The organism is Haloarcula hispanica ATCC 33960 (assembly GCF_000223905.1).
Lineage (GTDB): Archaea > Halobacteriota > Halobacteria > Halobacteriales > Haloarculaceae > Haloarcula > Haloarcula hispanica.
The window spans coordinates 639,139-654,420 of the sequence record NC_015948.1 but is presented as its reverse complement, the minus strand read 5'-3'; the positions used below and the strand labels follow the sequence as shown (position 1 = coordinate 654,420).

The 15,282-nt window shown below is 64.5% G+C and carries 15 protein-coding genes; 6 read left to right on the top strand and 9 right to left on the bottom strand.

Annotated elements, in window-relative coordinates; genetic code table 11:
- Positions 1-23 precede the first annotated feature (23 nt).
- The 4 genes from HAH_RS03350 to HAH_RS03335 form a co-directional block, all read right to left on the bottom strand.
- Positions 24-926: a diacylglycerol/lipid kinase family protein gene (locus tag HAH_RS03350; RefSeq protein ID WP_014039642.1), complete on the bottom strand. Its 903-nt coding sequence runs from the start codon at positions 924-926 to the stop codon at positions 24-26.
- A gap of 51 nt (positions 927-977) precedes the next feature.
- Positions 978-2,018 (bottom strand): hypothetical protein, encoded by a 1,041-nt coding sequence (locus HAH_RS03345; RefSeq protein ID WP_014039641.1) that lies wholly within the window; start codon positions 2,016-2,018, stop codon positions 978-980.
- 95 nt (positions 2,019-2,113) lie between these two features.
- Positions 2,114-4,042: a threonine--tRNA ligase gene (gene thrS, locus HAH_RS03340; protein WP_014039640.1), complete on the bottom strand. Its 1,929-nt coding sequence runs from the start codon at positions 4,040-4,042 to the stop codon at positions 2,114-2,116.
- Between the two features lie 58 nt (positions 4,043-4,100).
- On the bottom strand, positions 4,101-4,667 hold the full coding sequence (locus HAH_RS03335; protein ID WP_014039639.1) for an HTH domain-containing protein: 567 nt from the start codon (positions 4,665-4,667) through the stop codon (positions 4,101-4,103).
- A 181-nt stretch (positions 4,668-4,848) separates the two neighbouring features.
- On the opposite strand from HAH_RS03335, the gene HAH_RS03330 reads away from it, so the two are divergent.
- From HAH_RS03330 to HAH_RS03315, 4 genes are all read left to right on the top strand, one after another.
- The gene (locus tag HAH_RS03330) at positions 4,849-5,280 is read left to right on the top strand and encodes a universal stress protein (protein WP_014039638.1); all 432 of its coding nucleotides are present in this window, start codon (positions 4,849-4,851) and stop codon (positions 5,278-5,280) included.
- 110 nt (positions 5,281-5,390) lie between these two features.
- Positions 5,391-5,903, top strand: coding sequence for a gamma carbonic anhydrase family protein (locus HAH_RS03325; RefSeq protein ID WP_014039637.1), 513 nt, complete (start codon positions 5,391-5,393; stop codon positions 5,901-5,903).
- A 68-nt stretch (positions 5,904-5,971) separates the two neighbouring features.
- A complete protein-coding gene (locus HAH_RS03320) occupies positions 5,972-7,918 on the top strand; it encodes a hypothetical protein (RefSeq protein ID WP_014039636.1) in 1,947 nt (648 codons plus the stop codon).
- An 85-nt stretch (positions 7,919-8,003) separates the two neighbouring features.
- Positions 8,004-8,477 (top strand): peroxiredoxin, encoded by a 474-nt coding sequence (locus tag HAH_RS03315; protein WP_044951693.1) that lies wholly within the window; start codon positions 8,004-8,006, stop codon positions 8,475-8,477.
- Between the two features lie 50 nt (positions 8,478-8,527).
- On the opposite strand, the gene HAH_RS03310 is transcribed toward HAH_RS03315, so the two are convergent.
- The 5 genes from HAH_RS03310 to HAH_RS03290 form a co-directional block, all read right to left on the bottom strand.
- A complete protein-coding gene (locus HAH_RS03310) occupies positions 8,528-9,565 on the bottom strand; it encodes a dipeptide epimerase (protein WP_014039634.1) in 1,038 nt (345 codons plus the stop codon).
- Positions 9,562-10,572 carry a DUF1611 domain-containing protein gene (locus HAH_RS03305; RefSeq protein ID WP_014039633.1) on the bottom strand — a complete coding sequence of 337 codons (1,011 nt, stop codon included), beginning with the start codon at positions 10,570-10,572 and terminating at the stop codon, positions 9,562-9,564. The genes HAH_RS03310 and HAH_RS03305 overlap by 4 nt, the downstream gene beginning before the upstream one ends.
- Positions 10,573-10,647: 75 nt before the next feature.
- Complete coding sequence (locus tag HAH_RS03300) at positions 10,648-11,541, bottom strand: Vms1/Ankzf1 family peptidyl-tRNA hydrolase (RefSeq protein ID WP_014039632.1); 894 nt, start codon at positions 11,539-11,541, stop codon at positions 10,648-10,650.
- A gap of 71 nt (positions 11,542-11,612) precedes the next feature.
- Positions 11,613-12,278: a helix-turn-helix domain-containing protein gene (locus HAH_RS03295; protein WP_008310652.1), complete on the bottom strand. Its 666-nt coding sequence runs from the start codon at positions 12,276-12,278 to the stop codon at positions 11,613-11,615.
- Positions 12,279-12,758: 480 nt separating this feature from the next.
- Positions 12,759-13,124, bottom strand: a complete 366-nt coding sequence (locus HAH_RS03290) for a DUF5802 family protein (RefSeq protein ID WP_008310655.1) — start codon at positions 13,122-13,124, stop codon at positions 12,759-12,761.
- A gap of 149 nt (positions 13,125-13,273) precedes the next feature.
- Here HAH_RS03290 and HAH_RS03285 point away from each other — a divergent pair, with 149 nt between their 5' ends.
- Both HAH_RS03285 and HAH_RS03280 read left to right on the top strand, forming a co-directional pair.
- Complete coding sequence (locus tag HAH_RS03285) at positions 13,274-13,918, top strand: DUF1405 domain-containing protein (protein WP_014039631.1); 645 nt, start codon at positions 13,274-13,276, stop codon at positions 13,916-13,918.
- A gap of 96 nt (positions 13,919-14,014) precedes the next feature.
- A complete protein-coding gene (locus HAH_RS03280) occupies positions 14,015-15,256 on the top strand; it encodes a hypothetical protein (protein WP_023843137.1) in 1,242 nt (413 codons plus the stop codon).
- Positions 15,257-15,282 lie beyond the last annotated feature (26 nt).

Genomic DNA, 15,282 nt, shown 5'->3' with positions numbered 1-15,282 from the left:
ACGGCTGGGACAGGCGACCGGTCTCACTCCGGGTTCGGCGCGTAGCCCGCCCCGACGCGAAGCGTGAGGGCGCGCTCGCGCACCGACAGCGACAGCGCCTCGTGCGTGCTGAGTTCGCCGTCGCGGCTGAACGTGAGTTCGTCGCCGTCGCCGCTAACCGAGATCTCCTTCGCACGAACGTGGGTCACCCCGTCGGTATCGAGCGACAGGAGTCGCTGACCGATGGCCTCCGCGACGAGGTTCCCCGTTGGCATCTGTTCGACGATAGCCACGTCCAGCAGGCCGTCTTCCATGTTTGCTTGCCCGCCTTCCGCGACGAACTTACGGGCGTTGCCCACCAGGAGACAGGCGGACTCGCCCGACCATGTGAACGGGCCGTCCTCGCCGACAGCCGCGACAGTGATGTCGAACCCGTCGAAGCGGAGCGCCTCCTGTGCCCCGGTGAGCAGAAAGGCCAGCGTGCCGAACCGCTCCTTGAGGTCGCCCGGTGTCGAGACGCTGGCGTCGGCGGGGAGACCGGCGATACAGGAGACGAGAAACGGCTCGTCGTCGGCGACACCGACATCGACCGGGCGCGTGTCGCCGGTGTCGGCGATTTCGACACCGTGTTCGATGTCCGTGACGCCGATGTTCCCGGCCAGGAGGTTCGCCGTTCCGGCCGGGATGACGCTCAGCGTCACCGAGTCGAGGTGGCCGGCGTCGTCGAGCCCACGGATGACCTCGTTCACCGTCCCGTCGCCGCCACAGACGGCGACCTCCGAAGCTTCGGCTCGACCCGCCTCGCGGCCGAGTTCGACCGCGTCGCCCACCGCCTCGGTTTCGTACACCTCGAACCCGCGCGCCGCCATCAGCCGCGGGACGTAGTCGGCGTGCTCGCCGTCGCCACTGACGGGGTTGAGGATACACCGACGCGAGCCAATCTGCATGGTACTAGCGAGTCCGGTCCGGCACTTATACCGTGGTGATGTGCGGCGGCGTCAGTCCCAGTCGACGTCGACGCGCCGGTCCGTCTCGCGGAGAATGAAGGGACCGATAGCGAGCGTTCGTTTGGTTATCGTGACGATACGGAGGATGTACGATATCAGGACCGTGAACGGAAGCAGCGATGCTGTCGTCGTCACCGCGAGGAGCCACAACACGTCGGGGACGCCGGCCGTGACGCCGACGAAATCTTGCACATCGAGGAACAATAACGAGGTGATTGCGACGGTAAGCGCCGGGATAGCGACGTACAGCAATGTCCGGGAGAGGTCGGACAGTTCCCACTGAAAGTACAGCGTCTTGAAGTGTTCCCGGGCCAGGCCGAACAGTTCGAGCGTCTCGACGAGTTCCGCAAGCGAGTCGTCGATTTCGTCGGTGAGTTCGTCGGCGTAGGCCTCGCGGATGCGTCGACCGGCGTACAGCTTCCAGGAATAGTTGTAGTCCAGCGCGGCCTTGACGACGTCGAACTCGCCGAAGGTCCCGTCTTCGAGCTGAGCGGTGACGCTGTCGGCGTTGGTCAGCACGTCCGCCAGATAGTTCGACAGCAACGCCGCCAGGTCGTCATCGAGCGCCGCCTCCTCGGCGGCGTTCCGAGCATTCTCGGCCCGTTCGGCGGTCCCGCGGACCAGCGACCGGAGGAACGCCGAGGGCTCTGCCGGACTGACTGGCGTGTCGACGGCGTCGGCCACGTCGGCGCGGAACTGCATCGACCCGTCCATCCGCTCGCGCTGATCGCCCACTGCACCGAGTTCCTGTGACAGGACGAGCTGGTTCAGTGTCAGAACCAGCGTAACGGCGGTTACAGTCCCCGTAATCAGCGCCTGAAACAGCGTTTCGACCGGGTCACCACGAGTCAACAGCGTCAATGCCGGTGTGGGATGCAAAAGTCCGACGGCGAGAATCCCACAGAACAGGACACCGGAGAGGAGGGCAGTGACGAGCCAGCGGTCCGCGTCGAGCAGGAGCCAGAGAAGTCGGGTGTCACCGGTGGCGCGCTCCCGCATGGTATCGCTCGACGCTCCACTGTCAGTGGTCATACAGGTCGGCTCGCCCGCCGGGGATAAAAGGGCGTGCCTGGCAGATGCCAGAAAGCCAGTACACCGTCGGTGAGAATCGGCCGAACGAACTGCAGCTATCGGCCGGCGAGGAACGTCACAGCGGTCCGCTGCTGCTCGACCTCGGTTTCGAGGTGGTCGCGGAACTCGGCGATGTCGATGTCCTTCTCCTCGCGTTCCTTGCGGTCCCGGACCGAGATGGTCCCGGCCTCCTCCTCGTTGTCGCCGATGACACACATGTAGGGCACGCGGTCGTCGTGGGCCTGCTGGATCTTCTTGCCGACCGTCCAGGAGCGGTCCTCGATGGTGACCCGGAAGTCATCGAGTTCGTCCTGAATCTCCTCGCAGTAGGCGATATTGTCGTCGCTGACCGGCAGCAGGCGGATCTGCTCGGGTGCGAGCCACGGCGGGAACTTCCCGTTGTAGTGCTCAGTCAGCACCATGAAGAAGCGCTCGTAGGAGCCATACAGCGCGCGGTGGATCATCACCGGGCGGTGCTCCTCGTTGTCCTCGCCGGTGTAGGAGAGGTCGAACCGCTCCGGCATGTTGAAATCCAGCTGGACAGTCGGGCCGTCCCAGTGGCGACCGAGCGCGTCCTCGAACGCGAAGTCGATCTTCGGGCCGTAGAACGCGCCGTCGCCTTCCTCGACGACGTAGTCGATGTCCTGCTCGTCGAGGACGGCTTCGAGCTGAGACTCCGCTTTCTCCCAGATTTCGTCGCCGCCGACGGACTTCTCGGGCCGGGTGGCGAACTGGACGGTGTAGTCGAGGTTGAACGTGTCGAGCGTGTCGAGGATGATGTCGACCGTCGCCAGCACCTCCTCCTCTATCTGGTCCGGCCGGACGAACAGGTGGCCGTCGTCGATGGTAAAGGCCCACGTCCGGGAGAGCCCGGAGAGTTCGCCGCGCTGCTCCTTGCGGTACACCTTCCCGTCCTCGAAGTACCGTACCGGCAGGTCCCGGTAGCTCCAGGAATTCTGCTCGAAGATAGTGGCGTGGCCCGGGCAGTTCATCGGCTTCAGGCCGTACTCCTCGTCGTTGACGTCGAGCAGGAACATGTCGTCGACGTAGTTCTCGTAGTGGCCCGACTTCTTCCACAGTTCAGTGCGGAAGACGTGGGGCGTCTCGACCTCGTCGTAGCCGGCGTCGCGGTTGAGGCCGGCGACGTAGTCCGACAGCTCGTTGAGGATCTTCTTGCCGTTGGGTTCGTACAGCGGCAGGCCCGGCCCGGTCGTCTCGTCGATGGAGAACAGGTCCATCTCCTGGCCGATCTTGCGGTGGTCGCGCTCCTCGGCCTTGCGGCGCTGTTCGAGGAACTCGTCGAGCGCGTCCTCCGTCGGGAAGGCGGTCCCGTAGACGCGGGTCAGCGTCTCGTTGTCTTCCTCGCCGCGCCAGAAGGCCGCCGAGATTTCAAGCAGCGCGAAGCCGCCGATTTCACCGGTCGATTCGACGTGGGGGCCCTGACAGAGGTCCTCGAACTCGCCTTGGGTGTAGAAGGAGACGTCCTCGTCGTCCGCGGCCTCGGTTTCGAGGATGTCTTGTTTGAACTGATTGTCCTCGTAACGCTCGAAGGCTTCGTCTCGGTCGACGAGTTCGCGCTCGATGTCGAGGTCCTCCTCGATTATCGCCTCGGCTTCGGCCTCGATGGCTTCGAGGTCGTCCTCGTCGATGTCGACGTCGGTGATATCGTAGTAGAACCCGTTGTCGGTCCACGGCCCGATTGTGAGCTTGGCATCGGGATAGAGGCGCTGTAGGGCCTGTGCGAAGACGTGGGCGGCGGAGTGCCGAAGCACGTCGAGATACTCGTCACTGCTCTCGGTGACGATTTCGAGCTCGACGTCGGCTGTCAACGGCGCGTGCTTGTCGACAAGTTCGCCGTCGACGACGCCGGCGACCGTGTCGTCACCCAGCCCTGGCCCGATTTCGTAGGCGACATCCTCGACCGTGCTGCCGCGCTCGACCTCTAGTGGGGTCCCGTCGGGCAGCGTGACCGTGACCGTACTCATATCCGAGGATACGACGGCGGCCGGGGATAAGTGTATTGAGACGCGGGCGACGCTGGCGTTACTCTGGCAACAGCGGGTCCGAGTCCTCGTCGATAGCGTCGGCCGCCGGCAGGTCAGACTGGGCTGGCGGCCGCGCCGCACTCGCCCGTTCCAGCGATGAAAACGTCGATTCGTCTTCCCCTTCGAGCATGGTGAGCCGGTCCCTGACAGTGACCGTCTCCCCGTCGGCTGTGTGCGGCGTCACGCACCTGAGCTTCGCTCCGTCGTACTCGGCTAATAGTTGGATCGGGAACACGAGCGCGCGGTACTGCTCTCCCGTTATTTCCGAATCTACCGACCGCACCCGGAACGCTGGGTCGAGTGAACAGTCGTTTCGTTTTGCCCACTCCTGAAAGACGCTAACTCGGTTGAGTGCGAATAGCCCGAGCTCAGTCCGTGCCTCCGCTGGTGTGGACGGGATCTGCCGGCCAATTACCTGAACGGCAATATCTGACAGAACGTCAGCGTCCGACAGTCCCTGAAGCCGGTCGATGACCGCAGCCTGTTGCTGCGTGTGCCCGTCGGGCAGGAGTGAACGAACGTACAGTTCTGCCCGTGTCTCGTCTGGCTGCGTGCTCCCCTGCATCGTATAGAAATTAATGGACAGCGACCGGCAAAAGTATTCCTGTTGACAAATAATGGTTAGAACGATTATACACTGAACGACGGAAGGTGAATCAACGGTTTCACCGTCGGTTGGACAGCCACGGACCGCGTCAACGTGATAGGGAGTACTATGTGGGCACAGTTCGCATGAGAAGCCGGATATGTACGATTCGGTGCTCGTAGCCACAGACGGCAGTTCGGGTACGACGGAGACGCTCGCACACGCCACCTCTATCGCGCGCGACAACGACGCGACCCTCCACGGCCTGTACGTCGTGGACAAGCGGCTGTACCTCGCGGCCGACAAGTCCAATCAGGACGAAGTGCGGCAGTCGCTGGAGGAAGAGGGGGACGTCGCGCTCGACGACATCGTGGTCAGCGGCGAGGAGTCCGGCGTCGAGGTCGTCACGACCATGGAAGAGGGCATTCCCCACAAGACGATCACCGACTACGCCGAGCAGGAGGATATAGATCTCATCGTGATGGGGACCCACGGTCGAACCGGACGGGACCGGGTCGCCAATCTCGGGAGCGTCACCGAGCGCGTTGTGCAGAGCGCGCCCGTCCCCGTCCTCGTGGTCCACATCGAATAGCTCAGGTGGGGTACCGTTCGTATCGCGGACGTGCTTGACGGCGGACAGACCACCAGGAACACCCCGTTCTGACCGGTATCTTTTCGAGCCGCCGACACGATGGGAGCAGTATGGACAGCCGAGAGTACACCTTCGAGGGAGCCACGCCGGACATCCACGGATACGCCCACGTCAGCCGCGAGGCGACGCTGGTGGGCGACGTCACTGTCGGCCCGAACGCGAACGTCTGGCCCGGCGTCGTGTTGCGCGGCGACGTGGCGCCCGTCGAGGTGGGCCGCGAATCGGCGATCGGTGACGGGGCTATCGTCCACGCATCGACCGTCGGCGAGAAGGTGATGGTCGGCCACGGAGCCGTCCTCAACGACGCAGCGGTCAAGGACGGGGCGCTCGTTGGCTTCAACTCGACAGTCAGCGACGCCACCATCGGCGAGGGCTCCATCGTCGCGATGGGGACGGTCGTCCCGCCGGGCTACGAGGTTCCTGCGGAGTCGTTCGTCCGTGGGAGCCCGGCCACGGTGACACCGCTGTCAGAGACAACAATCGACCCGAACGAGGTGTTCGAGGCGTTCAGCTCCGGCGATTACGCCAACCTCGCGGCCCGCCACGAGGATCTCTTCGAGTAACACCGGGTATCAACGCTGGAGACACACGACGGGTCACTTATAGTGGAAGAGCCCACACAGTACCGAGCATGGATGATATCGTCGACCTGGTGACCCGGTCGCTCGCCGACGACACTGCCGCCGAGTTCACCGAGCGGGTCGACGAACAGGCGATGCAGCTCCGGAGAGCCATCGAGGCCGGGGAGTTCGACAACGAAGCGTTCTCCGTCGGCCTGGAGATCGAACTGTACGCCATCAACGCGGAGCCGGACCCACCCGAGCCAGACGAGGAAGCAGACGACGAGGGAGTCGCCGAAGAAGACCTCGACGACGACCTGAGCGGATCGGGCGGGGCGGCCTGGAGCGGCTCACTCGACGCGACGGCGGAGCCAGAAGGCGGCGGTGGCGCATCGCTGGAACCAAACGGCGACGGCCCGTCGCTGGAGCCAGACGAGGGCGACCCGCTAGAATCCGCCGGCAGTGAGTCATTGGACCAGAACGCCGGCGAAACCGCTGCCGAGTCCGAGGATTCGTTCGGTCCCGGGGAAGGACCGTCACTCGACATCGACCCGGACAGCCCGCTGGCCGAGGACGAACCGGAGACGCCAGAGGAGGAGGAGGCCGAACCGGCCGTCGAGTCGTCAGTCGAGGAAGAAAGTGACGAGCCGTACATGGACCCCGAAGACTGGAAGGGGCGGCTGACCCGCCTGCCCGACGTGGTGTTCGAGGGCGAGGCCAACAAGGAACTGGGCCTGCACAACGCCGAGGTCAACACCGAACCGAACAGCTTCGACCAGACCGGGATGGAGGTCCAGACGACGGCGGTGGAGATGCAGACGAAACAGGCCCGCCAGCAGGCGAGCAAGCACAACTGCGAACTCGTCCTCGACGCGATGTGGACCATCCCGCCCGAGGAGGGCAGCGAGCAGTACCTCTCGGCGCACGAGACGAACGACGGCGTCGTCCTCGCGGACAACATGCGGCAGGCTCCCAGATACGTGGCGCTGGACAACGAGGCGCTGGACCACGCCGGCGGCAGTATCGACTTCGACGTGCCGGGGCACAGCGGGTCGTTCCCGACGATTCTGTTCGAGTCGCTGGCCACCTCGATCCAGCCACACCTTCAGGTTCCGGATGCCGAGGCGTTCCCCGAGTACTACAACGCCGCGATACGGACGCTCGGGCCGCTGCTCGCGCTCTCGGTGAACTCGCCGTTCCTCCCCGCGGACATGTACGACGACACCGACGGCGAGTGGCTCTGTGACAACACCCATCACGAACTCCGCATCGCGGCCTTCGAGCAGTCGGTCAACACCAGCGAGAACCCGAAAGTGCGGGTCCCGCGGGACCTCGACGACACGACGGATGTCGTCGGTCGCGTCGTCGACGACGACCTGTTCGCGCCGTTCCTGCGGGAGTTCCTGCACGACGACGAGCGAACGGCGTTCGAAGACGAGTTCTGGGAGTTCGACCACAAGCGCGGGACCTACTGGCGCTGGCTCCGCTGTGTCGTCGGCGGAGCCCCCGTCGACGGGGCAAGCACTGAAAAGTCGCTTCGCATCGAGTACCGCCCGCTGCCGACCCAGCCCCACGCCAAAGACATGATCGGACTGCAGGCGCTGACGGTCGGTCTCATCCGCGGGCTGGTCGTCGCCGACCATCCCACCGCGGAACTGCCCTGGCAGGAGGCCAGGCGGAGCTTCTACAGCGCCGCGCAGGACGGCTCTGAGGCCGACCTCTCGTGGGTGACAGCCGAGGGCGAGCGAACAGCCGACCACGACGAGATCTACGACGAAATCTTCGAGTACGCCCGTCTGGGGCTGGCCGAGCAGGGCGTGCCCGAGGCTCGCATCGACGAGTATCTCGACCCGATTGAAGCCCGCTACGAGGCCGGCATGACCCCGAGCGACTGGAAGATCGACCGGGTTCGACAGTCCCTCGATTCCGGCGACGACCTCTCGACGGCCATCCAGTCGATGCAGCGGGACTACATCGAGGCGAGCCGCGAGCACCACTCCTTTGCGGAGTGGCTGTAAGCGGCCAGTCTCATGGCGGCAAGAAGTCGGGGTCGCCCTGCCGGATGGCGGGTATTTATTCGGGTGACGCCGTTATATTTGGGTGATGGTATCCACAGGCGACACAGCGCCGGACATCTCGGCGACAATCGCGAACGGTGAGGTAGCGGACTTCGAACTGAGCGACCACCTGGGCGACGGGCCGGTCGTGCTCGCCTTCTTCCCGGGCGCGTTCACGCCGCCGTGCTCCAACGAGATGGTGGCCCTGCAGGAGCACCTCGGGGACTTCCACGACGCCGGCGCGACGGTGCTCGGCCTCAGCGCCGACTCGGCGTTCTCGCTGAACTCCTTCCGCGACGAGCACGGTCTGGAGTTCGACCTGGTCAGCGACATGGGCCGGTCGGCGATTCAGGACTACGACCTCGAAATCGACATCGAAGACCTCGGGCTGCTCGGCGTCGCGAACCGCGCCGTGTTCGTCGTCGACGACGACGGCGAAGTCTCCTATAGCTGGGTCGCCGACGACCCGACCAACGAGCCGGACTACGACGAACTGCTGGACGCCGTCGAGTCGGCGTAAACGGGCCACATAATACTCCGAACCGAATTTTTATCGGTACTGTCTCACAGCTACGCGTCTCGCGCCCGCCGAGCACCGGTGCCGGCCGACACCGCAGCGAGGTCGAACACGGCACCGTCAAGCGGCACGCCGGCGTAGGGGTCCGATGCCAGCAGGAGCGCCCCGTCGAGGTCGACGTAGTCGACAAGCGGCGCGAGGTGGACCGCCGCGGCAATGCTGGCGTTTGACTCGACCATGCAGCCGAGCATCGAGTCGAGACCGTGCGCGTCGGCGGCGTTGAGCAGTCGGGTTGCGGGCCGGAGCCCGCCGCATTTGACCAGTTTGGCGTTGACGATGTCGCAGGCGTCGGCGACCCGTGGCACGTCCGACGCGGTGACGCAGGACTCATCGGCAGCGACGGGGATATCGGTCGCGTCGGTCACGCGGCGGAGGCCGTCGATGTCGTCGGCTTCGACCGGCTGTTCGAGCATCGTGACGCCGGCGTCGGCGAGCCACGCAGTCTTATCGATAGCCTCCCCGGCGGTCCAGGCGGCGTTGGCGTCGACGCGTACCTCGGCGTCGGGGGCCGCGTCCCGGACCGCGTCCAGTCGCGCCCGGTCGTCGTCGGTTCCGAGTTTGACCTTCAGGTGGCCGAAGCCGTTGCCCGCCGCTTTCCTGGCCTTCTCGGCCATCCGCTCGGGCGAGTCGATGCCGACCGTATAGGTCGTCGGCGGGACAGCGTCAGGGTCGAGTCCCCACTGGCGGTACAGCGGCAGGTCCAGGCTTCGAGCGGCGAGGTCGTGGACGGCGATGGAGAGTGCCATCCGGGCAGCAGGCTGATTCGGCGCTTGCTCGCCGAGTTCTCGTTCAATACGCTGCTGGGCGTGCGGGTCGCCGATGCGGTCGACGGCCTCACAGAGCGATGGTAGTGTTGCGGCCACTGACTGCGCGCTCTCGTCGTAGTACGCCGACGGCGTGACAGCCCCGATGCCGGTGGTTCCCTCGTGGGTGAGTTCGACCACGACGGTCTCGCTGGTCTCGCTGGTCTCCCGCGAGATGCCGAACGGGTTCGACAGCGGCAGGTCGTGGCGGTCGACAGTCCAGTTCATAGGATGGCGTCCAGCACCTCGTCGGGGACGCCGTGGCGGACGGGGTCCGTCGCCGGTGCGCCGAGGGATTCGCTGTACCCCGCGACAGCATCCGCGGCCTCGCTGTCGTCGAGATGGCGCGTGTTCAGCATCCCCGCGACGACTGACGCGTCCGAGATAGGCGCGGCCAGCCGCTCGTAGATGTCGACGTACTCGGGGAGCGGTGGAATGTCGAAGGACTCGTAGCCGTGAATCGCCTCGCGGCCGGCCTCGTGGCACATGACGAGCGCGTCGGGAGCCGACCCGTGGAGGATGCTCGTCGTCACGCCCGAATAAGCCGGGTGGGCAAGCGCGCCCTGACCCTCGACCACGAGGAGGTCCGCCGCCTGTGCCGCTTCGACCAGTCGCTCGACAGCGCCGGCGGCGTAGTCGGCGATGACGCGGTCGACGACGATGCCCCGGCCGGAGATGGCGATGCCGGTCTGACCGGTCGGGACGACGGCGGCGTCGAGGCCGCGCTCCCGCGCCGCGTCGCGAATTTCGAACGATGCGGTCATCTTCCCCGTCGAGCAGTCGGTGCCGACGGTCGTCACGACCGTCGCGTCCACGTCGCCGGCGGTCCCCGCCGCCACAGTCAGGTCCTCAGGTGGCTTGCGGAGGTCGTGCAGTTCGGCGTCGTGTTCCGCGGCGAGGCGGGCGAACTCCTCGTCGTCGGCCAGGAAGTAGTGCAGTCCCGAGTACACGTCACAGCCGCGTTCGAGCGCCGTTCGCACGTCAGCGCGCCAGGACTCGTCGAACTCGCCGCCGATGGGCGAGATGCCGATGACGAGCGCGTCGACGTCGGGTGCGTCGGCCATCGACGCGACGATTGGGGCGTCCTGTACGTCCGGCAGCGAGTCGTGGACGCGTTGGCCGGCCCGCTCGCGGTCGACGAGTGCTCGTACTTCCCGGTCGCCGTACCGCAACAGCCCGACAGCCGTCTTGGCTCGGTCGGGAAAGGCGTCGTGTGTTAAAATGGCTACGGCCATAGCCGGACAGAGTCGCCGCCCTGCGAAAAAGCTACGGAACCCGCACCGACGGAGCTGGGACGACCGGGCCCCGAACTACGGCACGCGCAACCGAACAGTCCACAGCGACCGGACGGCGTCGTCGAGCGCTTCGTCCGGTTCCCCAGTCGCGTCGACCGGCTTCGTCGCCGTCGCGAGGTCCTCGAACTCGTGGATGACCGATCCCTCGCCGACGACGTACAGCCGGTCGGGTGACACCTCCTCGATAGCTGCCCGACAGCGGTCGAGGTGGGAGTCGATCTGCTGGTCCCGGAGCCGCTCGAACCGGCTCTGTGAGAAGCCGCCCTTCGAGTGCTGGCTTTTCAGCTCCGAGTCGAAGCCGTGGAAGGCAGTCTGCTCCCGGCCGTCGTACTCGCCCAGGGCGAACAGGTCGGAACGGACTAGCGCGACGACGTGCTTGCCGGTGGGCTCGAACCACGACCGCTCCAGTCGAACGGCGTCGGCCCACTCGGTGAACGGCGACGGCGGCGCGGGGACGGACAGACACGCCGACAGAAGGCCTGCGTCATCCGTAACAGCCAGGCACGGCGCGGCGCTGGCGACCAGCGACGCGCGGTCGCCGAAGGCATCCCGGACCGGGCCTGGCAGGGAGTGCTCCCCGTCGACGTAGGCAGTAAAGACGCCTTCCGGCTCCGTCTCGAAGGACTCCAGCCGGTCGAGGACCTCACTCAGCCGCGACCTGCTGAGCGTCTCCTCGGCCCGGAACGTCGATTCGCCTTCTTCGTCCTGCAACCGCTCGACGCGGTCTTGGAGTTCGGCGACGCGGTCCTCCAGCCGGTTGACCTCGGCCTCGGCCCGCTGGCGCTCGGTCGCTGCGTCGGCGCGGCGTTCCTTCTCGGCGTCGAGCTGTCGTTCGAGGTGATGGTTCTCCTCTTCGAGTTCGGCCACCCGCTCTTTCAGCGACGCTCTGCCCAGCAACCGGTCAAGCATCGACTGGATGGCGGACGGGGACGGGCTTAAAAGTGACTTCCCGGACCGCCACTGCACCGAGGAGCCGTCAGTCAATCTGGCGTTTCGCTGTCATCACGCAGTGACGATATGATGAGTCGCTTGATGCCGCGTCGGAGGAGCCCACTGGCAGCCGGCTGAGAGATATCGAGATCCGCGGCGACATCGCTGAGGGTCGCGTTCCGCGGTTCTTCGAAATACCCTGTTTCGAATGCGACGAGGAGCGCCTCTCGCTGGCTATCGGTCAACCCGGCGTCGGTGTTCCCCAAACTGGCGTATTCGTTCACGCGCAGTAAATCGATATCAATCCCGTTCTGTTGTGCGTAGTCCCAGAGGTGAACTAGATCCGTTCGGTCGGGCATCCACACTGTGAGAATCCAGGCACTCCCGTCGTTCTCCATGTCGAGTATGACACCGTTCGCGGAGGAAATTACAGGTGAGAGGATCTTCGCTTCGTCCGTGTACTCGAAGCTGTAGATGGCCTCGTCGTCTCGGGTTTCGATGACTCGCTCGAATTCGCCGATGGTACTGTCGTTCCGTAATCCGTCTTCGAACTGCTGGAAATCGGACGATTCGATGTGATAGAAGAATTTCCCCGAGGTCGGGTCTGTTCCCGCCTCTGACACCGACCTGACTTTCGAACTGCGGTCGTGAGTAACGGTCTCCGTGAGCACGATGTCCGGGTGCTCGGCTCGGACGACCGCCGTGATATCGGTCATTGTTCTGTATCGTGGTTTGGTGCGCTAACGCGGACAAGTAGGCGTTATAACGGTAGCCGTGCGGTAGCTTAACTGGGTCGGTTGGTCGTGGTTTCTGCGCACGGGACTGCGGTCAGGGTTTGCACGTCGATACGAGCCGGTCAGCCTGGGAGACCCGATCAGAAATCACCCCACTGTTCACCACAGTCTCGCACATCGATGGTTCAGACGCGATGATTGAACAGCACGGCCCAGATACGTTCGAACCAGCCGGCTTCGGATGACGGGGTGGTCCCTGCGGGGAGGTAGAATTTGGATTCCGTAGCTCTGTCCTGATCGTCTGCAAGGTTCCGCTGTGGCATCAGGTGAATAGTAGTCCCCTGACTGCATTGCTCTGTAGCTTAAGCGTATAACCTACTTATACCGGCCCGCGAGAAGTCGCTCGCTTTCTGCCCGCTCAGTGAAAACGGAGACTGTCATCAGAGCGGGGGTTCGACGACCTCAGACCGCGGTATCGGGCAGTGTCGGCGTCCCCTCGGAGATAGAGAGCAGTTGTGCGGCGTGGTCCGCTTTCGCCAGGAACACTTCTTCGAGGCTGGGCGGGTTCCGAACGTTGGCGTCCGCAAGCATCGTTTCGGGAACGACGAGTGTGTCCGCCGGGACCTGTTCGTCCCCGTGGACGGCGAAGTGCTGGGAGCCGAGTTTCATTACCAGCGGATAGTCTGTGCGTTCGACCCCCTCGCCGGAGGCGTACAACTGTTCGTTCACTCGTTCGTGCTGCTCGCGACACATCGCGGCCGCCGCGTCGTCTCTCGGTTCGACGTAGAGGCGGCCGAGGTAGTATCCGCGCGAAAACTGTTCGAACATCGGTGCATCTGGATGTGTGTCATTGACATACATAAGTGTTCGCCGGCAGCCTTTTGCCGTCGTGCAAACAGCGCGGACTCAGTGGGTGGACGACGCGGTGTCGGCTCCCGTCCGACAGGGCTATGCCGCGAGCGGCCCCGATTCGACCTATGAGCGAGCAGCGGGGGCCGTTGCCACGTCGGTACGCGCGGTACTATCTGGAACAGACACCGAGCCTCGTGTGGCTGCTGGTCGTCAACGCCGTCGCGATGCTCGTCGGCGTCCGGTACTACGTCGAAACGATGCCCGAGGTGTCGACGTTTCTCTGGCCACTTTATGCTGATTCGCCGGCTGCGCTATTCCTGATGACACTGTCGGTGGCTACCCTCCTGCCGTTCCTCGGCAAGTCGCTCGACGAGGTGCCGCTGACGGTGCCGCTGGCGTACCTCCATACCATCGCGCTTGTCTGGCTAGTCAAGATGGGTCTGTGGACCGTCGTGGCGTTAAACATCGGCTTCGACGCCTATTTCCCGGCTCCGTGGGCGTACTTCGGCATCATCGTCACCCACCTCGGGTTCGTTGCCGAGGGGCTGTTAGTCCCTCACTACGCCCGGACGACGAAGGGTGCGCTCGTGACTGCGCTGGTTTTGGCGCTCGGCAACGACGTGCTCGACTACGGCTTCGGCTATCATCCGCCACTGCGGTACGACCCAGGTCTCGTGTTACCGCTCGCCACCGTCGCGCTCTCGGTGCTGTCGGTAGTGATCGCCTGGCAGCTGCTGCCGATGGAAAGGCCGATGCAAAAGGCAGCTTAAACACTCTTGGACTATCTGCGATTGTTTCAGTCGTCTGTGAACGACACGAACGAAGGCGTTTCTTTTTGATGTGGGAGGGTAGAGGTATGGATAGGAATGAGTCCACGTCAGGCCACGCTCCTCACCGTGCTGGTCATCCTCGGGACTGTCGCTGTCGGCCTCCCGGCCGTGACAGCGCAGGAGACCGCGACGGAGACAGTGGCCACGCAGAACGACTCTACTAGCGGGATGGGGACGCAACTCACGGCGTTCCTCCAGTCGAACTCTGCCGCCGCGAACGACACGGTCGAGAACGGGATGTGGCGGTCGGCATACAACCAATCGAACGGAACTGAACGAGCCGAACTGGTCACGGAGCGAGCTGGCTCGCTCGAACGCCGGCTCGAACGGCTTCAGGAGCGCAACGCCACGCTTGAACAGCGATACGAGAACGGAAACATCAGTGAGCAGGCGTACATAGCTCAGCAGAGCCGCCTCACGGCGGAGATCGCGGGCCTACAGACCGCGATTAACGACACCGACACGGCCGCCGAACAGACCGGTGTGAACGACACCGCACTGGAGCGACTGAAACAGAACGCAAGCAAGCTCTCCGGCCAGCAGGTCTCGTCGATTGCTCGCGGCATCGCCGGACCACCAGAGACCGCCGGCCCAGGTGAGCAGGGACCACCGGACGACGCCGGAGTCAATCGAAGTGAGCAGGGACCGCCGGACGATGTTGGGACCAACCAGAGCGAACAGGGACCACCAGCCAACACGTCCGAACGGGGTGCAAACCAGAGTGAACAGGGACCGCCTGCTGACGCCCCCGGACAACAACGAAACGAGAGCGACCAGGGGCCACCGGACGACGGGCCTGACGACAGCGGAAACGAAACCGGGGAGTCCACACAGGGAAACGGGGCTGAACAGGGCAACGACAGAGGCAACGGGAATGGGGACGGCAATGACAGCGGCGACAATACCGCAGGAGACGACAGCGGTTCAGATGAAGCCGACAGTGGTGGGGAGGATGATTCAGCCGGTACATCGGACTCGGACGACAGTGCTGACGACAGTTCCGATGGCTCTGACGGAAGTTCTGGCAGTGACGGTGCTGACGACAGTTCCGATGGCTCTGACGGAAGTTCTGGCAGTGACGGTGCTGAGGACACCTCTGATAGTAACGGTGCTGATGATTCTGGCGGCGCGTCCGGCGGTAACAACGGCGACGCGAATAACGGCGGAAACGATAACGGGCAAGGGAACAGTGGCGGACAGGGCGGTAATGGCGGAAGCGGCCAGGGGAACGGAAACAGCGGCTCACAGAGCATGTCGTGGATTGACCTGCTAACGTAGCCGGGAGACACCAGTAAACCGCCCGA